Raw genomic sequence first — 18,488 nt, 5'->3', positions numbered from 1 at the left:
GGCGGGAGGGGGCTAGGGGGTGGGCTGGCGCGGCACCTGCGCTGTTTTGCAACGGCTAAGTCAGAAGCTCGCTACGCTCGCGCCCACCCCTAACCCCTCCCGTTTACGGGAGGGGAAGGTCCTGAATTGGCCAGTTCCCGCCCCGGATCGCCCCACCTTCTACTTCCGCGGAATCCTTCGTGCGCTGGCCAGATGATGGGCGTGCGTGATCGCTACGGCCAGGGCGTCCGAGGCATCGGGTCCGGCGATCTTTGCGCCGGGGAGGAGGCGGGAGACCATGGCGTGGACCTGCTCCTTCGATGCATTGCCGACGCCGACCACGGATTTCTTGACGAGCCGGGCGGCATATTCGCCCACTTCCATGCCGGATCGCGAAGCCGCCAGCAGCACCACGCCACGGGCCTGGCCGAGTTTGAGCGTCGATTGCGGGTTCACGTTGAGGAACACCTCTTCGACAGCCGCGCCATTGGGTTGATGTTCGAGGATGAGGTCGGTCAGCGCCAGATCGAGCACCAGCAGCCGGCTGGCCAGCGCCATGCCTGAATCGGTCTTGATCTGGCCGTTGGAGATATGGGTGAGGCGGTTGCCATCCGCGGCGATCAGGCCCCAGCCGGTCGTGCCAAGGCCCGGGTCCAGGCCCAGGATGATCATGATATTCCCCTCGTCCCTTCACGGGAGAGGACAGGGTGGCTCGCCGGTCCGCCGGACGGGCACGTCTGGAGGGAGACCGGACCGGGCGCGTCGGCTGCCGCGCCCTCCCGGCTTCGCCCGAGCGGCAGGGCCGCCAGGGCTTCGCATCCCTCTCCCCGCAGGGGAGAGGGAAGGGGAAGGATCAACCCAGCTTCTCCATGACTTCGTCGGAAACTTCGTAATTGCCCCAGACGGTCTGGACGTCGTCATCGTCTTCCAGCGTGTCGACCAGCTTCATCAGCGTCGCCGCATTGCTCTCGTCCACCTCGACGGTGGTCTGCGGCTTCCAGGCGAGCTTGGCGCCTTCGGCCGGACCGAGCTTGGCCTCCAGCGCCCTGGCGACTTCGTGCAGCGCGTCCATGGCGGTCCAGATCTCATGCTCGTCCTCGTTCGAGGAGACGTCGTCCGCACCCGCTTCCAGCGCCGCTTCGAAGATCGCGTCGGCATCGCCCGCGCTCGCCGGATAGGTGATGAGGCCCATGCGGTCGAAACCGTGGCTGACCGCGCCCGAAGCGCCCAGATTGCCGCCATTCTTGGAAAAGGCCGTGCGGACGTTGGTCGCGGTGCGGTTGCGGTTGTCGGTCAGCGCCTCGACGATGATGGCCACGCCGCCGGGACCATAGCCCTCGTAACGGATTTCCTCGTAATTCTCCATGTCGCCGCCGATCGCCTTGTCGATCGCGCGCTGGATATTGTCCTTTGGCATGGACTGCGCCTTGGCGGCGTTGACCGCAAGGCGGAGGCGCGGGTTCATGTCCGGGTCGGGCATGCCCATCTTCGCCGCCACGGTGATTTCGCGCGACAGCTTGGAGAACATCGAGGAGCGCTTCTTGTCCTGCGCGCCCTTGCGATGCATGATGTTCTTGAATTTGCTATGGCCGGCCACGGCCTGCTCCTGACTTGTCTGTTTGTTCGATGCGGGCTCTCTAGCGAGCGCGCCCTCGATGCGCAATGTCAGACGAGGATCGCGGTGCCCGAGGCGGTCACCATCAGCATCGACCCGCTGGACCCGACGGTCTCATAATCCAGGTCGACGCCGACGACCGCATTGGCGCCCAGCGCCACGGCGCGGGTGCGCATTTCCGCGATCGCCTGTTCGCGGGCACGCTGGAGCACGTCCTCATAGGCGCCAGAGCGCCCGCCGACGATGTCGCGCACGCTGGCGAACAGGTCGCGGAACAGGTTTGCGCCCACGATCACCTCGCCGGTGACGATGCCGAGATATTCCTTCGCAGGCCGGCCTTCCAGCGAAGGGGTGGTGCTGACGATGATCCCGGTCATGGACGCTCTCCCCGCGCTGCGATTTATTCGATGCCCAGCGCCGTCTTGTATGTTTCCAGCAGCGCTTCGGCTTCCATGCGGGCATTGCGCTCCATCTTGCGCAGGCGGACGATGGACCGCATCGTCTTCACGTCATAGCCATTGGCCTTCGCCTCCAGATAGACGTCCTTTATATCGTCCGCGATGCCCTTCTTTTCCTCTTCCAGGCGCTCGATGCGCTCGATGAAGAGGCGTAGCTGTTCGGCGGCGACATTGCCATCGCTCATGGGAATCTCCAGTAAATGTGAATCGGTTGATGAATCGGTCGGCGCCTGCCTCTAATGATTGTCGGCGTTCTTCGCCACACTCTCCTGCATGCGGGCGATCTGTTCCGGCGTCGCCTCGCCCTGATGGCGGGATTTCCATTCGGCAAAGGGCATGCCATGGATGATCTCCCGCGCTTCCTCCCTGCCGATCGTGCCGTCCGCCTCCGCGATCCAGTCGGCCAGGCAGTTGCGGCAGAAGCCCGCCGTTCCCATCAGGTCGATATTCTGGACATCGGTGCGGTGCTGCAAATGCGCCACCAGCCGTCGGAAGGCGGTTGCGGCAACCGCATCACTGAGTATGTTATCGCTCACGGCGAACCTTTCGCTGATCATCATCCTGTCGTGCAGCACGGATAATCGAAAACCGCGCCCTGGCAAACCAGAGGCGACCATGACGGCCAGGAGACAAGAGGAATGACGAAATTACCGCCCCGTTCGCGCAAGGTCCGCATATTGGCGACCCTTGGCCCCGCGAGCGACAGCCCGGAAATGATCCGGGCGCTGTTCGTCGCCGGGGCCGACGCTTTCCGCATCAATATGAGCCATGGCGCGCATGAGGATCATGCCGCGCGCATCGCGACGATCCGGGCGCTGGAAAAGGAATTCGGACGTCCTACGACAATCCTGGGCGACCTTCAGGGGCCGAAGCTGCGCGTCGGGACCTTCGATCGCGGGCTGGCGGTGCTGGAAACGGGCGCGGCCTTCGTGTTCGACAGCGATCCTGCGCCGGGCGATGCGACGCGGGTCAACCTGCCCCATCCGGAGATCTATGCGGCTCTGGTGCCCGAAACCCGGCTGTTGCTGGACGACGGCAAGATGGTGCTGCGGGTCAAGAAGGTGGCGGAGGATCGCATCGACACGGTGGTCGAGGTCGGCGGTACCCTTTCCAACCGCAAGGGCGTGAACGTGCCCGATGTGGTCGTGCCGGTGCCGGCGCTGACCGAAAAGGACCGGCGCGACCTGAGCTTCGCGGTCGAGCAGGGCTGCGACTGGATCGCCCTGAGCTTCGTCCAGCGGCCGGAGGACCTAGCCGAGGCGCGCAAGCTGATGGGCGGCTATGGCGCATTGATGGCGAAGATCGAGAAGCCGGCGGCTGTCCAGCGGCTGGAGGAGATCATCGAACTGGCCGACGGCGTGATGGTGGCGCGGGGCGACCTTGGCGTGGAACTGCCGCCCCAGGCGGTGCCGCCGCTGCAGAAGCAGATCGTGGCGACCGCGCGCCGCATGGGTCGGCCCGTCGTGGTGGCGACGCAGATGCTGGAATCCATGATCAAGGCGCCGACGCCCACCCGCGCCGAAGTGTCCGATGTCGCGACCGCGGTCTATGACGGGGCCGACGCGATCATGCTGTCGGCGGAAACGGCGGCGGGCGACTGGCCGGTCGAGGCGGTGACGATGATGGACAGCATCGCCCATAGCGTGGAGCGCGACCCGGGCTATTTCGGGCGGCTGCACTATACCGAGACGAAGCCCGATCCCACCACCGCCGATGCGCTGGCGGAGGGCGCCGGCAGCATCGTGTCCGTCGTCGGGGCGAGCGCGATAACCTGCTTCACCTCTTCGGGCAGCACCGTGCGCCGCGTGGCGCGCGAGCGGCCGATGACACCGATCCTGGCGCTGACGCCCCGGCAGGATACGGCGCGCAAGCTGGGGCTGACCTGGGGCGTGCATGCCGTCCGGACCAAGGACATCGGCACGTTCGAGGAGATGATCGGCAAGGCCCGCCGCATGGCGCTGCGCCACGATATGGTCGAGAAGGGCGGCAAGATCGTCGTGCTGGCCGGCGTGCCTTTCGGGACGCCGGGGTCGACCAATGTGCTGCATGTGGCCGCGATTCGCGGAGATGAGCTGAGGGGCCGGGACGAGGGCTGAATGCCGATCGCTCCTAAGGGTCGTGCTCCTGCCTTCGCAGGGGCACGTCCAGCTTAGACGGTTGGGCTTCGAAGCAACGCCAGCTCTGCCAGTTCCCGGCGCAGCGTCGCCGCATCGCGGAACAGGTGGCCGCGCATGCCTTCCGCCTCGGCCGCCAGGACATTTTCCTCGCGGTCATCAATGAACAGCGCCTGTTCCGCGCTCAAACCGAATCGCTCCAGCGCCAGCCGGTAGATCGCGGGGTCGGGCTTCACCAGCTTTTCCGCGCCGGAGACCACGATGTCGCGGAAGGGGGCGAACAGCGCCGACTCCCGAGCATGGAATGGCGCCCAGAATTCATGGCTGAAATTGGTGATGGCGAAGAGCGGAATGCCGCCCTCGTGCAATTCAAGGACGATCTCCGGCATGCCCTCGACTGCCGGTCCTACGCTGTCGATGAACTTCTCGCCCCAGAGGCGAATCAGCGCCGCATGTTCGGGATGGCGCGCGATCAGCTCTGCGCTGGTTTCCGCGAAGGGGCGGCCCTGGTCATGCTGGAAGTGCCAGTCCAGCGTCACCACGTCGCGGAGAAACGCATCGAGCGCCCGATCGTCATCGATCAGGCGCTCGTACAGAACCCTTGGGGTCCAGTGATACAAGACATTGCCAACGTCAAAGACGACGGCGGCAATATCCGCCATGAATCAGCCCTGGCGGGCCTTGAAGCGGCGGTTGGTCTTGTTGATGACATAGGTGCGGCCGCGACGGCGGATCACGCGGTTGTCCCGGTGACGGCCCTTGAGCGACTTGAGCGAATTGCGGATCTTCATGGAACCAGCCTTTGAATGAATCTTGCGTGATCGAAAATCGAAGCGCAGCCCCTATGGGCGGGACGGCTGAAAGTCAAGGGCGGCCGCCCGCTTTTCGCTCCATCGCCGCGCCGTTCATCCTGCATGCAGCAAATCCGTGGCTTGACGCTTTTAAGGGATTAGCGGCGCGGTGTCGTGTAGAGGCTGTTCATCCCCTGGAGTGCCATCCATGTCGAATCCGTCCATGTTGAAGAAGATCGTCCTTCCGTCCCTGCTGGCCCTGGGGCTCAGCGGCTGCGCCACGGCTGTTCCACCGGTGGAGGTGACGCGGTTCCATATCGACGATCCGGCGCGCAACGGGACCATCGCCGTCGAGGAAATGGCCGGCAACCCCGATGTCGGCCTGGAATTCCGCACCTATGCCGCCGCGATCGAGCAGGAATTGCAGCGCGTGGGCTTCACCACGGCCGCACAGGGGGCGAAGAGCGACTATGTCGCGCTGGTGAGTTTCCGCCGCACCTTCCGCGAACCCGAAAGCTATGGCGCCAATGGCAAGCCGGTAAGCGTCGGCGTGGGCGGCGCCGTGGGCAGCGGCGGCTATTCCGGCCTGGGGCTGGGCATCGGCATCAACCTGTCGGGCAAGCCCAAGGGGCAGGTCTTCACCGAATTGCAGGTGCAGATACGCCGCCGCGCCGATTCGACCACCATCTGGGAGGGCCGGGCGCAGACTGGGGCGCGGGAGGGAACGCCCGCATCGCAGCCGGGTTTGGCGGCGCAGAAGCTGGCGACGGCATTGCTGGGGGGCTATCCGGGCGAATCGGGGCGGACTATAACCGTCAGATGAGCATCTCGATCACAAGCGCCTTCGACAGCGGCAATATTCGCGTTCTTTCCATTTCCGCCACGTCCGCAGGCGTCCGCGCCGAGCTGGAGATCGTTAAGGACCGGCAGAGCGACTTCTACCAATGGTTCCACTTCCGCGTGGCTGGCGTGGCCGGGCGGGAAGTCGAACTGGCGATCGTCAATTGCGGCGCGTCGGCCTATCCCGACGGCTGGCCAGGCTATAAGGCGCGCTATAGCGAGGATCGGGAGAATTGGCTGCTGGCGGACACCGGCTATGCCGACGGGACGCTGACGATCCGTCTTTCGCCCGACAGCAATGCGGTGTGGCTCGCCTATTTCGCGCCCTATTCGATGGAACGGCACCATGATCTGGTCGCCTGGGCGGCGTCCCAGCCGGGGGTGGAGCATCGCGAACTGGGGCTGACGCTCGACAGGCAGCCGCTCGACCTGCTGGTGCTGGGGGAAGGACCGAAGAAGGTCTGGCTCTACGCCCGCCAGCATCCGGGCGAAAGCATGGCCGAATGGTGGATGGAGGGCGCGCTGGAGCGGCTCTGCGACGAGGAGGACGCCGTGGCGCGGCTGCTGCGCAGGGAGGCGACCTTCTACATCGTGCCGAACATGAATCCGGACGGCAGCCGTCGCGGCCATTTGCGGACCAACGCCGTGGGCATCAACCTCAACCGCGAATGGCATGAGCCGTCGATGGAGAAGAGTCCGGAGGTGTTCCTGGTGCGCGGGGCGATGGATGAGGTCGGGGTCGATTTCGCCATGGACGTGCATGGCGACGAGGCTATTGCGGCCGTGTTCCTGGCCGGGTTCGAGGGCATCCCCTCCATCACGGAGCGGAAGTCGGCCTTGTATCGCCGCTATCGCGACACGCTGGCCGCCCGGACGCCCGATTTCCAGACGAGGAAGGGCTATCCCACCGCGCCGGCGGGCAAGGCGAACTTGTCCATGTCCACCAACCAGTTGGCCGAGCGCTTCGGCGCCGTGGCAATGACGCTGGAAATGCCGTTCAAGGATAATGACGACCTGCCGGACGCCGATTTCGGCTGGTCGCCGGCCCGATCGATCCAACTCGCCAAGGACTGCCTGGGCGTGCTGGCGGAGATGATCGACGAAATCTGAACCCGGCCGGCCGCGGTTCAGCCAAAGAGATCGCCCAGGAAATCGGCCATCGCGCGGAAGCTGCGGCGGTCGGCTTCGGGATTATAGGCCAGGCCCCTTTCGGGCATCTTCGCGTCATGGTCGGTGAAGGCGTGCCCGGTATGGCCATAGGCATGGATCTGCCAATCGCATCCCGCTTCGGTCAGTTCCTTCGCCAGCGCGACCGTGGCTTCCGGCGGCGCGATCGGATCGTCCCAGCCGTGGCAGATCAGCAGCCGCGCGGTGATCTTCGCATGGGGAAGGGGCGGCGCATCATAGACGCCGTGGAAGCTGACGCCGCCTGCAATATCCGCTCCTGAACGGGCAAGGTCGAGCACGCATTTGCCGCCGAAGCAGAAGCCGATCGCCGCGGTCCGGCTCTCGTCCGCCTCATCGAGCGATTTCAGCAGCGCATGGGCGGCGTTCGTCCGGTCCCGCAGCAAAATGCGGTCATCATTGAGTTCGGCCATGTAGCGGCCCATGTCCGGATCGGCGCGGCTGGTCCGCTTGCCCTGGCCGAACACATCCGCGACGAGCACGGTGTAACCGATCGCCGCGACCTTTTCGGCATAGGCGAAATCGGCCTCCTTGGTGCCCAGAACATTGGGGAAAAGCAGGATGGCCGGACACGGAGCGGCGGCGGCATCGTCGAACACGGCCATGCTCTCGAACTGACCGCCAGGGCCTTCATGCACGGTGACGCGGCGGGTGATGGTCATGAAAGGCTCCTTGCTTCGGGGTCGGGACGCATGTTGGGATGCCATGCGGGATTGGCAAGATTGGGCCAGTTGCGGATGTTGGCACCTCCCCTTCAGGGCGAGGGGCCTAATGGCGGGAAACCGCCCTATCGACCATGGATGATCCGCACTCTCGATGCAGCCTCGGCCGCGACGGCGCGGGCCTGGTCTGCATCGACCGCGCGGGCCAGGGCGACGCCCATGCGGCGATAGGGGCGGGTCGTCGGCTTGCCGAACAGGCGCAGATCGACTTCCCCACCGGGCGTCGAGAGCGCTTCGGCCAATCCTTCGAACCGAAAGTCATCCGATTCCCGATCCGCCAATATCACCGCCGAAGCCGCGGCCCCATGCAGCGTCACTTCCGGCACCGGCAGGCCCATGATCGCGCGGGCGTGAAGATCGAATTCGCTCCAGTTCTGGGAGATCAGGGTCACCATGCCGGTATCGTGCGGCCGGGGCGAGAGTTCGGAGAAGATGACATCCTCTCCCTTCACGAAGAACTCCACGCCGAAAATGCCGTAGCCGCCCAGATTGTCGACCACCTTGCGCGCCATGTCCTGGGCGGCGGCCAGCGCGCCGCCGGACATGGGCGTGGGCTGCCAGCTTTCCTGATAGTCGCCGCATTCCTGCCGATGGCCGATAGGCGGACAGAAGCTGACGCCGTCACGGCTGCGCACGGTCAGCAGCGTGATCTCATAGTCGAAGGCGATGAATTCCTCGACGATCACCCGGCTGCGGTCGCCGCGCATGTTCGCGACTGCATAGTCCCAGGCGGCTTCCAGTTCTTCAATCGTGCGGACCGTGCTCTGGCCCTTGCCGGATGAGGACATGACCGGCTTGATGACGCAGGGAAGGCCGGTATGCGCCGCCCCCGCCCGCACTTCCTCCAGCGTTTCGGCGTAGCGATAGCGGGAGGTGCGCAGCCCCAGTTCGACCGCGGCGACTTCGCGAATGCGGTCGCGGTTCATGGTCATGATGGTGGCGCGGGCCGAAGGGACGACCGTCACGCCGCGCGCCTCGAAATCGGCCAGGACCTCGGTGCGGATCGCCTCGATTTCGGGGACCACGAAGTCGGGCCGATGCTTTTCGATGGCTTTGGCGAGCAGGTCGGCGTCAAGCATGGAAAAGACTTCAAACCCGTCCGCCACCTGCATGGCAGGCGCCCCCGCATAGCTGTCGCAGGCGATGACCTGCGCGCCGAGGCGCTTGGCGGAGATCACGAATTCACGACCCAGTTCGCCCGAGCCCAGAAGGAGGATCTTCGCGGTAAAGGCCATGGCGGGACTCCTCGAAATGGACGTCTTCAGCGCATTCAGCGCAGCGTGCTCCTGTCGGCGCAGGAACACGTCATTTCTATTCTTTAAAGTTCAGCGTCCATCAGTGTCGGGAAGAAGCCCTCATGGGCGCTGCGCAGGTCCGCCAGCGCCACGCCCGCCACCTTGTCGCCGCCAGTCGTGCCGATGCGAACCGCGCCTGGAATGTCCACTCCCTGGGCGGCGGCGACGATGTACCGGCCCTGATCCTCGCCAAAGGCGCTGGCGGTCGTAAGGACGATGCTCAGCTCCGCGCCGATCTTCCCGGCCAGCGCCATTTCCGTCACCGCGACCAGCAGGCCGCCGTCGGAAATGTCATGCACCGCATTGACCTTGCCTTCCGCGATCAGCGCCCGGACGGTTTCGGCATGGGCACGCTCCGCCGCCAGATCGACCTTCGGCGCCTCGCCCGCTTCCCGGCCGGCAATCTCGCGCAGCCAGATCGACTGGCCGAGATGGCTGCCTTCCCCGCCGATCAGCCAGATGGCGTCGCCCTCATTCTTGAAGGCCACGGTCGCCATCCCGTCGATGTCCTGGAGCAGGCCGATGCCGCCGATCGCCGGGGTGGGCAGGATCGCCGATCCGCCGCCGGTCGCCTTGGATTCATTGTACAGGCTGACATTGCCCGACACGATCGGGAAATCCAGCGCGCGGCAAGCCTCCCCCATGCCTTCCAGGCAGCCGGTGAACTGCGCCATGATCTCTGGCCGCTGCGGATTGGCGAAGTTCAGGCAATTGGTCACGGCGAGCGGCGTCGCGCCGACGGCGCTGATGTTGCGATAGCATTCCGCGATCGCCTGCTTGCCGCCCTCATAGGGGTCCGCATAGCAATAGCGCGGCGTGCAGTCGGTGCTGATCGCTATGCCCTTCCGCGTGCCATGGACGCGCACCACCGCCGCGTCGCCGCCGGGGCGCTGCACCGTGTCGGCGCCCACCATATGATCGTACTGCTCCCAGATCCAGCGGCGAGAGGCGATGTCAGGCGATCCCATCAGCCTGACGAGATCGGCGCCGATGTCGGCGCTCTCGCTGATCTCGCCCAAGGGCTGCACGCCCGACCAGGCCTTATATTCATCCTTCGCCATCGCCGGACGGTCGTAGAGCGGCGCATCGTCGGCCAGCGGAGCCAGCGGAATGTCGCACACCGTCTCGCCCTTGTGGACCAGCACCATGCGGCCGGTATCCGTCACATGGCCGATCACGGCGAAGTCCAGCTCCCACTTGCGGAAAATGGCTTCGGCAAAGGCTTCCTTGCCCGGCTGGAGCACCATGAGCATGCGCTCCTGCGACTCCGACAGCATCATCTCATAGGCGGTCATGCCGGTTTCGCGCTGCGGCACATCGTCCATGTTGAGCTGGATGCCGACGCCGCCCTTGGACGCCATTTCCACCGAGGAGGAGGTGAGGCCCGCCGCGCCCATGTCCTGGATCGCGACGATCGCGTCGGATGCCATGAGTTCGAGGCAGGCTTCGATCAGCAGCTTTTCGGTGAAGGGATCGCCGACCTGCACCGTCGGGCGCTTGGCGTCGGCGTCGTCGCCGAAGTCCGCCGAGGCCATGGTCGCGCCATGGATGCCGTCACGGCCGGTCTTCGAACCCACATAGACGATCGGATTGCCGATGCCCGAAGCGGCGGAATAGAAGATCTTGTCCGTTTCCGCGACGCCCACGGTCATCGCATTGACCAGGATGTTGCCGTCATAGGCGGGGTGGAAATTCACCTCGCCGCCCACGGTCGGCACGCCGACGCAATTGCCGTAGCCGCCAATGCCATGCACCACGCCGCTGATGAGGTGCTTCATCTTCGGATGGTCGGGCCGCCCGAAGCGCAGCGCGTTCATGTTCGCCACCGGCCGCGCGCCCATGGTGAAGACGTCGCGCAAAATGCCGCCCACGCCCGTCGCCGCGCCCTGATAGGGTTCGATATAGCTGGGATGGTTGTGGCTCTCCATCTTGAAGATCGCGGCCTGGCCGTCCCCGATGTCCACCACGCCCGCATTTTCACCGGGGCCGCAAATGACCTGCGGCCCTTCCGTGGGCAGCTTCTTCAGATGGATCCGCGAACTTTTGTAAGAGCAATGCTCCGACCACATCACCGAGAAAATGCCGAGTTCGGTGAGATTCGGCTCCCGGCCGAGCGCGTTCAGGACGCGATCATATTCTTCCGGGGAAAGCCCATGGTCTGCGACGACCTGCGGCGTGATCTGGGATGCGGTGCTGGACATGTGCGCGCCTTTAGCGGGGGAGCGCCCGATAGACAATGCTGAGGCTCGCGCCCGGGCGAAAACATGATAGCTTTCCCGGCCGGACGAAAAAAAGGGGAGTTGCCCATGGAATGGATGCTGTTGCCGCTTCGTCGCTACGCCAAATTCTCCGGCCGGGCGCGGCCGCGCGAATATTGGATGTTCGTCCTGTTCCTGCTGCTCTGTTATATCGGCGTCGCGATGGTCGAGGGGATATTGGGCCTCAGCACGACCGATCACTGGTTCCAGCGCGGCCCCTGGTGGGCGGGCGCGGGCTACAGCACCCGCGGTGGTCCGCTGACGGGGCTGTTCACACTGGCGATGATCATTCCCCATATCGCGGTTTCCGTCCGCCGCCTGCACGATACCGACCGCAGCGGCTGGTGGCTGCTGATCGTCTTCTTCCCGATCATCGGCAGCATCGTCCTGCTGATCTTCTTCATCATGAGCGGCACGCGGGGGCCCAACCGCTTCGGCCCCGATCCGGTCGAGGTGGGAGAGCCGGAATTGCGTTGAGCGCGTCGGTCCGGGCGTGCATGATTGGGCGGTTCAAGCCATTCCCCCTCCAGCAGGCGGGAGGGGAATGGCGTCGATTGGCCACATTCTCGCAAACCCAAAGAAAAAGGCCGGCCTCCATGGGGAGGGCCGGCCCGCACTTGCAGGAAAACGGAAAGGATCAGGCCTTGCAGCTCAGCGCGCTCTTGCCCGGCAGGGTGGCGGTGATCTGCTTGCCCGAGCCCTCGACCTTGAAGCCGCCGCCTTCGAAGGGCTTGCCCGCCTCGGCGGCGGTCAGCTTCGTGGGGGCGCCGTCCTTTTCGGTGCGCACGTTCACCGTCTTGTCGTCGCTCATGAAGTCGACGAAGATCAGGCTGTTGTCCTTGCAGCGATATTGATGGCTTTCCTTCACCATCGGCGGCAGTTCGACGGGAGCGGCATTGGCCAGCTTTTCGGCCATGGGATCGGCGGGGCCGCCCACCACTTCGGGTTCGTCATTCTTGTTGCAGGCGGACAGCAGCGCAAGCGCCGCCACGGAGATCAGGGGGAGATGATATTTCATAGCGGTCCTTCTATGTGCACTAGCCACGCCAAGCGTCAACGCAAAACTGCCACGAGTCCGCCAGCCAGTGGCGCGACGTCATGACGTTTTCGTGAATGGCGGCCGGAATCGGCCCCCAGGGCCCATGCGGGCTTGACCGGGCGGGCGGGGGTCGCCAATGCAGGGACATGGCGCAAGACAGCATGACTCATGAGGGCGATCCGTCGCAGATGTCGTTCGAAGATGCGCTGCGCGCGCTCGAATCGATCGTCCGGCGGCTGGAGAGCGGGGATGTGCCGCTCGACGAATCCATTTCGCTCTATTCGCAGGGCGAGGAACTGCGGAAACGCTGCATGGAACGGCTGCAGGCGGCCGAAGCGCGCATCGCCAAGCTGACGATCGACGCCGGCGGCGCCGTGACCGGCGCTCAGCCCTTCGGTTCGGACTGAGCGTGCAGCGTGCGGGAGAGGCGGCCATGAGCGGACCCGACTCCGCCTCGCCTCGGTCGATCGGTCTGGTGGCCGACCGCGCTGCGGCGGTGGCGGCCGACATCGACCGCCTGTTCGACGCGCTGCTGGCGGTTCCCGACGACCCGCGCCGGCGCCTGCACGAAGCGATGCGCCATGCGGCCATGGGCGGAGGCAAGCGGCTGCGTCCGCTGCTGGTGCAGGCGGCCAGCGACCTGTTCAACATCTCGCGGGATTCGGCGCTGCGGGTCGGCGTCGCGGTGGAATGCATCCATGTCTATTCGCTGGTGCATGATGATCTTCCGGCGATGGACGACGACGATCTTCGCCGGGGCAAGCCGACCGTGCACAAGGCATTTGACGAGGCGACGGCGATCCTAGCGGGCGATTGCCTGCACGACCTGGCTTTCGAAGTGCTGGCGGACGAGGAGACGCATCCCGATCCTTTCGTCCGGGTCGAGCTGGTGAAGGCGCTGGCCGTCGCCAGCGGCACCAGCGGCATGGCGGGCGGCCAGATGATGGACCTGGAGGCGGAGAAGACCAGCTTCGACCTGCCCACGGTCACGCGGCTCCAGCAGTTGAAGACCGGCGCGCTGATCGGCTTCTGCGTCGATGCGGCGGCGATCATGGCCCGCATCCCGCCGGAGGGGCGAACGCGCCTGCACGGCTATGCCCGCGACATCGGCCTTGCCTTCCAGATCGCGGACGACCTGCTCGACGTCGAGGGGGACGCCGTTCTCGCCGGCAAGGCGCTGGGCAAGGACGCGGCGGCGGGGAAGGAAACCTTCGTCTCCCTGCTGGGGGTGGAGCGGGCGCGGGAACAGGGCCGCCTGCTGGTCGAGCAGGCGAAGGCGCATCTGCACGGCTTCGGGCCGGAGGCCGACCTGCTGCGCGCCATTGCCGACTATATCGTGGAAAGGGATCGTTAGGGGCATGAGCAAGCAGAGGGTGGGGGTCTATCCCGGGACATTCGATCCGATCACCTTGGGTCATATGGACATCATCCGGCGCGGCGCGAAGCTGGTCGACAAGCTGGTGATCGGCGTCACCACCAACATCTCCAAATCCCCGATGTTCTCCGACGATGAACGGCTGGATATGGTGCGGCGCGAATGCGCGGGCATCGACACGGAAATCGTCGTCACGGGCTTCAACTCGCTGCTGATGGACTTTGCCGAATCGCAGGGGGCGAGCGTCATCATCCGGGGCCTGCGCGCCGTCGCCGACTTCGAATATGAATATCAGATGGCGGGGATGAACCAGCAGATCAACGGCCGGGTCGAAACCGTTTTCCTGATGGCGGACGTGTCGTTGCAGCCGATCGCTTCCCGTCTGGTCAAGGAAATCGCGCTCTATGGCGGGCCGATCCACAAATTCGTCAGCCCCGCCGTGCGCGAGGAAGTGGAGGCGCGGGTCGCCGCCATCGGCCTGAAAGGGCAGGGCTGAAGGCTCCACTCAGCCTTCGTTCAGTTGCCAATCGCGAAGAGGGCGCTATCAGGGCAAGTTCGCACCTGGGCAAAATTTGAGGAAAGCTTCATTCATGCGGTTCACGTCGGCGCTCAAGACCGTGGCGATCGGTTTCGCTCTCTATGCATCGAGCGGCGCGGCCCTGGCCCAGGGCGGCGGTGGGCGCAATGCCGAGGAGATGAAGAAGGAGGAGGCGGCCGTGCGCGCGGAGCAGGCCGCCAAGCAGCTCGGCCTCGATCCCGCTTCCAAGCTGCCGCCGGCCACGGTGCCTGTCGATCCCCAGAATGTCTGGGATCTGGACCTGTCGAGCGGCGGCCGCGTGCGCATCCAGTTGCGTCCCGACATCGCGCCCGGCCATGTCGAGCGGATCAAGGAGCTGACGCGCCAGGGCTTCTACAACGGGCTCAAATTCCACCGCGTCATTCCCGGCTTCATGGCGCAGGGCGGCGACCCCAAGGGGGACGGGACCGGGGGGTCGACGCTGCCGGACCTGAAGGCCGAATTCAATCCGATGCCGCATCTGCGCGGCACCGTCTCCATGGCCCGCGCCCAGAGCGAGGACAGCGCGAACAGCCAGTTCTTCATCGTCTTCCTGCCGCGCATGCAGCTCGACAAGAAATATACGGTGTTCGGCCGCGTGATCGAGGGCATGCAATATGTCGATGCCATCCATCAGGGCGAACCGCCCGCCGATCCGACCATCATCCTCCAGGCCTCGATCGAAAGCGACGGCAGGCCGCCGGTGACGGCACTGCCGACGCCGCCTGCTCCGCCCGCGCCCTCGATCGTCGCGCCGCCGGCGAAGAAGCCCGTGCCCGCAAGGAAGCCGGCCGCGCCGAAGAAGAAATAGTCAGGCCGGGTGAATGCGTGCTCCTGCGAAGGCAGGAGCCCAGTCCCGCCGCCTGAACTGGGCTTCTGCCTTCGCAGGAGCACTGGATATGCTGTTCTAGAGCATTCGACCATGCGCGTAGATCTGTTCGATTTCGACCTCCCGCCTGAAAGCATCGCGCTTCGTCCTGCTTCCCCGCGCGACGCGGCCCGGCTGCTGCTGGTGCCCGGCGACGCGCCCTTCCAGGACCGGATCGTGCGCGATCTGCCGGACCTGCTGCGCGCCGGCGACGTGCTGGTGTTCAACGACACCAGGGTCATTCCCGCCCAATTGGAGGGGATGCGCGGCCAGGCCAAGGTCGGCGCCACGCTCCACAAGCGGCTCGGTCTGCGCCAATGGCAGGCCTTCCTCCGCAACGCCAAGCGGGTGCGCGATGGCGACCGGATCGACTTCGGCAATGGCGTCACCGCTGTGGCCGGCCCGCGCGACGAGGACGGTGGCGTCACGCTCCGCTTCGAGGGTGAGGAGCCGGTCGAGCTGTTGCTGGAACGGGCGGGCCGGATGCCGCTGCCCCCCTATATCGCCAGCAAGCGCCCGACCGACGAGCGCGACCGCAGCGATTACCAGACCATGTTCGCGCGGGAGGACGGCGCGGTCGCCGCCCCCACGGCGGCGTTGCACTTCACGCCCGAATTGATGGCAGCGGTCGAAAAAGCCGGCGTCCGGACCGAAACGCTGACGCTGCATGTCGGCGCCGGCACCTTCCTGCCGGTAAAGGCGGAGGATACGGACGATCACCGGATGCATGCCGAATGGGGGCGGATCGACCAGGCGACGGCGGACCGTCTCAACGCCGCACGGGCGGCCGGCGGCCGGCTGATCGCGGTCGGCACCACCAGCCTGCGCCTGCTGGAAAGCGCGACGGGGGAGGACGGCATCATCCGTCCTTTCGCGGACGAGACGCGGATATTCATCACGCCGGGCTATCGTTTCCGCGCAGTCGACGGGTTGATGACCAATTTCCACCTGCCCAAATCGACCCTGTTCATGCTGGTAAGCGCCTTGATGGGTACGGAGAAAATGCTGTCGGTCTATCGGCACGCCATTGATCGCGGCTATCGTTTCTACAGCTATGGCGATTCCAGCCTGCTTCTGCCCCAGCCTTAAGGCCGCTCATGTTGACGCTCCATCGACCTTGCAAAACGGGAAGCCCCGTCCCGCGGTCCAAGGAATGAAAGTCGCACTGGCGCGCTGCCCTGTCTCGCGTTAAGTCTTTCTTTGATGACGATTGACCCGCTGGTGCTGTTGCAGGCTTACGCGATCGGCGTGTTTCCCATGTCCGACGACCGCGAGGCGGAGGAGGTGTACTGGATCGAGCCGAAGCGACGGGCGATCATGCCGCTCGACGGTTTCCACATCTCCCATTCGCTGGCCAAGACGATCCGGCGGGAGCGGTTTCGGGTCACCGCCAATCGGGATTTCACAGGCATCGTCCGGCTCTGCGCAGAAGCCGCGCCGGACCGCCCGTCCACCTGGATCAACCATCCGATCGAGCGTGCCTATCGCCATCTGCATGAAATAGGTTTCGCCCACTCCGTTGAGGTGTGGGAGGGGGAGGAACTGGTCGGCGGCCTTTATGGCGTGGCGCTGGGGCGGGCCTTTTTCGGGGAAAGCATGGTGTCGCGGCGCGCCGATGCGTCGAAGGTGGCGCTGGCCTGGCTGACCGCCCGCATGCGTTTCGGCGGTTTCACCCTGCTCGACTGCCAGTTCATGACCGATCATCTGCGGTCATTGGGTGCGATCGAAATCAGCCAGCGCGACTATCTTCAATCATTGGCGGGCGCATTGGACGGCGTGGCGCTGGGGGCGGGGCGGGGCGTGCTGGCGGCCGGTTCCGGCGTCTGGGCGGAGCTGGCATTTTCGCCGCTTGCCGGGGACGCCTTGGCCCGCGCGCCGTCCGACACTTCGCCCTTGTCGCCCAGCTTCACCGTATCGGGACCGGTTTCCGGCCATGACATCGTGCAGCTCCTGACCCAGACGTCGTAGACCGGGTGCTGCACGACATTGCGGTCGGGCCGTTCCCGGAACAGCCAGCCGGAAAAGTTGCGGCGCCATTTATTGTCGGCGGTGCTGCGCACGTCGAGCTGAACGAAGGCGCCGGTTTCCTGCACATTTTCCCAGGGCGCCGTGGTTTCGCAGGCCTGCAGCCGAACAATGGCATCGCCCACGCGCAGCGCTTCGCCCGGTTTCATCGTCAGGTCGGTGGTGATGCCGTTGCGCTTGTTGAGCAGGCCGATCACCGCCACCCGCTCGTTCATCGGCGTGCCGGTGAGGGGAGACTCGTCGCCATTGCGGATCTTCTGCCCCTCGATGCGGACAGGACCGCCCTGGTTCTGCGTCGGCAGATCGTCGCCGCCGCAACCGGCCAGTACCAGGGTGCAGCCGAGAATCGGCAGGAAACGTCCCGCCGGGCGCCGCATCATGATGCGTCGGGGCTCCACGCCTCATAATCGCCGGTCGCCTTCTGGCGCAGGCCGCCCTTTTCCAGCGCGCCGGTGGGGCGGTAGGCCTGGGCCGTGCCGGTGGCGTTGGGGGTGAAGTCCCTTTCCCAGATGCGCGGGGGCGGCAGGAAACTCTCCGGCGCGCCCTCGATCGAATGATGCAGCCAGCCATGCCATTCGGCGGGCACGCGGCTGGCGTCGTTCGCGCCATTATAGATGACCCAGCGCCGGGTCAGTCCATTGGGGTCGGTGCCGCCTTCATAATAGACATTGCCCTGATGGTCCTCACCCACCTTCGTGCCCTTGCGGGAGGTGTAGAGCGAGGTGCCGATGGTCGCGCCATCCCACCAGGTGAAGATCTTGCCAAGGATTCCCATGGGCGAAGCGCTTAGCCGTTGCGGCTGGCGCTTGGCAAGGCGGTTCTGGTCAGCGGGGGCAGAAATTGAGGGGGTTTGACGAGGACGGCCGGTCGCAATCGCCCCAGGTGACGCGGTCGCCTTCCCTGATGCCCAGCTCCGCCGCCCTGCCGCCGCGCAGTTCGAGGACGGCGGCGACCGGGATGCCGGCGGAGACCGGCTCGCGGGAATAAGGGGCGGCGTTGGCCTTCAGGAAGGCGATGCTGCCGTCGGTGTGGATGAACAGCATGTCGAGCGGGATCAGCGTGTTCTTCATCCAGAAGCTGGCCGTGCGGGGCGGTGACATGGGGAAGAGCATCCCGGAATCGGGGGCGAGCGACTTGCGGAACATCAGGCCCTGTTCCTGCTGCTGTTCGGTAAGGGCGAGTTCGACGGTGAAGCGGTGAGCGGTTTTGGCGGTGTGGATGGTGAGGGGGAGGAGGGTGGTTTGCCCGGTGGCGGTGGGCGCGGCGGTGTTTTCGGCTTTGGGGGCGGATGGGGAGCAGGCGGCCGGGAAAATTGCAAGCAGAAGGAGGAGGAAGGGCTTCATAGGGGTGAGGTATCACAGCGTGGCG

23 protein-coding genes and 1 pseudogene are annotated in these 18,488 nt (G+C 65.4%); 10 read left to right on the top strand and 14 right to left on the bottom strand.

All coding sequences use genetic code 11. From position 1 onward, the window contains the following. Positions 1 to 159: 159 nt before the first annotated feature. The 5 genes from ruvC to EGM87_RS13030 all read right to left on the bottom strand — a co-directional run bounded on the left by ruvC (position 160) and on the right by EGM87_RS13030 (position 2,588). Positions 160 to 651 carry a crossover junction endodeoxyribonuclease RuvC gene (gene ruvC, locus EGM87_RS13050; protein ID WP_025547533.1) on the bottom strand — a complete coding sequence of 164 codons (492 nt, stop codon included), beginning with the start codon at positions 649 to 651 and terminating at the stop codon, positions 160 to 162. A 181-nt stretch (positions 652 to 832) separates the two neighbouring features. Beyond that, a complete protein-coding gene (locus EGM87_RS13045) occupies positions 833 to 1,576 on the bottom strand; it encodes a YebC/PmpR family DNA-binding transcriptional regulator (RefSeq protein WP_007688711.1) in 744 nt (247 codons plus the stop codon). 68 nt (positions 1,577 to 1,644) lie between these two features. Further along, on the bottom strand, positions 1,645 to 1,971 hold the full coding sequence (locus EGM87_RS13040; RefSeq protein WP_170825568.1) for a heavy metal-binding domain-containing protein: 327 nt from the start codon (positions 1,969 to 1,971) through the stop codon (positions 1,645 to 1,647). A gap of 23 nt (positions 1,972 to 1,994) precedes the next feature. Continuing rightward, positions 1,995 to 2,237 carry a DUF2312 domain-containing protein gene (locus tag EGM87_RS13035; protein ID WP_007688707.1) on the bottom strand — a complete coding sequence of 81 codons (243 nt, stop codon included), beginning with the start codon at positions 2,235 to 2,237 and terminating at the stop codon, positions 1,995 to 1,997. A 51-nt stretch (positions 2,238 to 2,288) separates the two neighbouring features. Continuing rightward, positions 2,289 to 2,588, bottom strand: a complete 300-nt coding sequence (locus tag EGM87_RS13030; RefSeq protein ID WP_025547525.1) for a DUF1244 domain-containing protein — start codon at positions 2,586 to 2,588, stop codon at positions 2,289 to 2,291. Between the two features lie 102 nt (positions 2,589 to 2,690). On the opposite strand from EGM87_RS13030, the gene pyk reads away from it, so the two are divergent. Further along, entirely contained in the window at positions 2,691 to 4,148 is a 1,458-nt protein-coding gene (gene pyk / locus EGM87_RS13025) for a pyruvate kinase (protein WP_025547524.1), read from the top strand. Between the two features lie 53 nt (positions 4,149 to 4,201). On the opposite strand, the gene EGM87_RS13020 is transcribed toward pyk, so the two are convergent. Together EGM87_RS13020 and ykgO are read right to left on the bottom strand one after the other, a co-directional pair. After that, positions 4,202 to 4,828 (bottom strand): HAD family hydrolase, encoded by a 627-nt coding sequence (locus tag EGM87_RS13020; RefSeq protein ID WP_025547522.1) that lies wholly within the window; start codon positions 4,826 to 4,828, stop codon positions 4,202 to 4,204. Between the two features lie 3 nt (positions 4,829 to 4,831). Next, positions 4,832 to 4,957 (bottom strand): type B 50S ribosomal protein L36, encoded by a 126-nt coding sequence (gene ykgO / locus EGM87_RS13015; protein WP_004210176.1) that lies wholly within the window; start codon positions 4,955 to 4,957, stop codon positions 4,832 to 4,834. Between the two features lie 208 nt (positions 4,958 to 5,165). Here ykgO and EGM87_RS13010 point away from each other — a divergent pair, with 208 nt between their 5' ends. Together EGM87_RS13010 and EGM87_RS13005 are read left to right on the top strand one after the other, a co-directional pair. After that, the gene (locus EGM87_RS13010) at positions 5,166 to 5,780 is read left to right on the top strand and encodes a DUF4136 domain-containing protein (protein ID WP_083198934.1); all 615 of its coding nucleotides are present in this window, start codon (positions 5,166 to 5,168) and stop codon (positions 5,778 to 5,780) included. Next, positions 5,777 to 6,907 (top strand): M14 family metallopeptidase, encoded by a 1,131-nt coding sequence (locus EGM87_RS13005; protein WP_044660382.1) that lies wholly within the window; start codon positions 5,777 to 5,779, stop codon positions 6,905 to 6,907. The genes EGM87_RS13010 and EGM87_RS13005 overlap by 4 nt, the downstream gene beginning before the upstream one ends. A 17-nt stretch (positions 6,908 to 6,924) precedes the next feature. Here the strand turns inward: EGM87_RS13005 and EGM87_RS13000 are convergent, their stop codons facing one another. The 3 genes from EGM87_RS13000 to purL form a co-directional block, all read right to left on the bottom strand. Continuing rightward, positions 6,925 to 7,644 carry a dienelactone hydrolase family protein gene (locus EGM87_RS13000; protein ID WP_137710191.1) on the bottom strand — a complete coding sequence of 240 codons (720 nt, stop codon included), beginning with the start codon at positions 7,642 to 7,644 and terminating at the stop codon, positions 6,925 to 6,927. A 125-nt stretch (positions 7,645 to 7,769) separates the two neighbouring features. Beyond that, a complete protein-coding gene (purT, locus tag EGM87_RS12995) occupies positions 7,770 to 8,939 on the bottom strand; it encodes a formate-dependent phosphoribosylglycinamide formyltransferase (protein WP_137710192.1) in 1,170 nt (389 codons plus the stop codon). Positions 8,940 to 9,022: 83 nt separating this feature from the next. Continuing rightward, on the bottom strand, positions 9,023 to 11,200 hold the full coding sequence (gene purL / locus EGM87_RS12990; RefSeq protein WP_137710193.1) for a phosphoribosylformylglycinamidine synthase subunit PurL: 2,178 nt from the start codon (positions 11,198 to 11,200) through the stop codon (positions 9,023 to 9,025). 105 nt (positions 11,201 to 11,305) lie between these two features. Here purL and EGM87_RS12985 point away from each other — a divergent pair, with 105 nt between their 5' ends. Further along, positions 11,306 to 11,734, top strand: a complete 429-nt coding sequence (locus EGM87_RS12985) for a DUF805 domain-containing protein (RefSeq protein ID WP_025547513.1) — start codon at positions 11,306 to 11,308, stop codon at positions 11,732 to 11,734. Between the two features lie 160 nt (positions 11,735 to 11,894). Here EGM87_RS12985 and EGM87_RS12980 read toward each other — a convergent pair whose 3' ends face one another. Then, positions 11,895 to 12,275, bottom strand: coding sequence for a hypothetical protein (locus tag EGM87_RS12980; protein WP_025547512.1), 381 nt, complete (start codon positions 12,273 to 12,275; stop codon positions 11,895 to 11,897). 167 nt (positions 12,276 to 12,442) lie between these two features. Here EGM87_RS12980 and EGM87_RS12975 point away from each other — a divergent pair, with 167 nt between their 5' ends. The 6 genes from EGM87_RS12975 (at position 12,443) to aat (ending at position 17,063) form a co-directional block, all read left to right on the top strand. Further along, a complete protein-coding gene (locus EGM87_RS12975) occupies positions 12,443 to 12,703 on the top strand; it encodes an exodeoxyribonuclease VII small subunit (protein WP_025547511.1) in 261 nt (86 codons plus the stop codon). A gap of 26 nt (positions 12,704 to 12,729) precedes the next feature. Further along, a complete protein-coding gene (locus EGM87_RS12970; protein ID WP_025547509.1) occupies positions 12,730 to 13,650 on the top strand; it encodes a polyprenyl synthetase family protein in 921 nt (306 codons plus the stop codon). 4 nt (positions 13,651 to 13,654) lie between these two features. Next, positions 13,655 to 14,167 carry a pantetheine-phosphate adenylyltransferase gene (coaD, locus tag EGM87_RS12965; RefSeq protein WP_025547507.1) on the top strand — a complete coding sequence of 171 codons (513 nt, stop codon included), beginning with the start codon at positions 13,655 to 13,657 and terminating at the stop codon, positions 14,165 to 14,167. Between the two features lie 94 nt (positions 14,168 to 14,261). After that, the gene (locus EGM87_RS12960; protein ID WP_137710194.1) at positions 14,262 to 15,038 is read left to right on the top strand and encodes a peptidylprolyl isomerase; all 777 of its coding nucleotides are present in this window, start codon (positions 14,262 to 14,264) and stop codon (positions 15,036 to 15,038) included. 111 nt (positions 15,039 to 15,149) lie between these two features. Continuing rightward, a complete protein-coding gene (gene queA / locus EGM87_RS12955) occupies positions 15,150 to 16,184 on the top strand; it encodes a tRNA preQ1(34) S-adenosylmethionine ribosyltransferase-isomerase QueA (RefSeq protein WP_137710195.1) in 1,035 nt (344 codons plus the stop codon). A 114-nt stretch (positions 16,185 to 16,298) separates the two neighbouring features. After that, positions 16,299 to 17,063 (top strand): leucyl/phenylalanyl-tRNA--protein transferase, encoded by a 765-nt coding sequence (gene aat / locus EGM87_RS12950; RefSeq protein WP_044660376.1) that lies wholly within the window; start codon positions 16,299 to 16,301, stop codon positions 17,061 to 17,063. Between the two features lie 35 nt (positions 17,064 to 17,098). Here aat and EGM87_RS12945 read toward each other — a convergent pair. The 3 genes and pseudogenes from EGM87_RS12945 to EGM87_RS12935 all read right to left on the bottom strand — a co-directional run. Continuing rightward, positions 17,099 to 17,269: pseudogene (locus EGM87_RS12945) on the bottom strand (DUF2155 domain-containing protein); the annotation flags it as partial. Positions 17,270 to 17,496: 227 nt separating this feature from the next. Then, positions 17,497 to 17,895, bottom strand: coding sequence for an NADH:ubiquinone oxidoreductase subunit NDUFA12 (locus EGM87_RS12940; protein ID WP_025547500.1), 399 nt, complete (start codon positions 17,893 to 17,895; stop codon positions 17,497 to 17,499). A 49-nt stretch (positions 17,896 to 17,944) separates the two neighbouring features. After that, positions 17,945 to 18,463 (bottom strand): DUF192 domain-containing protein, encoded by a 519-nt coding sequence (locus EGM87_RS12935; protein WP_137710196.1) that lies wholly within the window; start codon positions 18,461 to 18,463, stop codon positions 17,945 to 17,947. Positions 18,464 to 18,488 lie beyond the last annotated feature (25 nt).

Source organism: Sphingobium sp. RSMS, from assembly GCF_005406185.4.
In the GTDB taxonomy this organism is placed as follows: Bacteria; Pseudomonadota; Alphaproteobacteria; order Sphingomonadales; family Sphingomonadaceae; genus Sphingobium; species Sphingobium fuliginis.
Note: the sequence above shows the minus strand (reverse complement) of the source record. Positions and strands in the feature narration are given on the sequence as shown.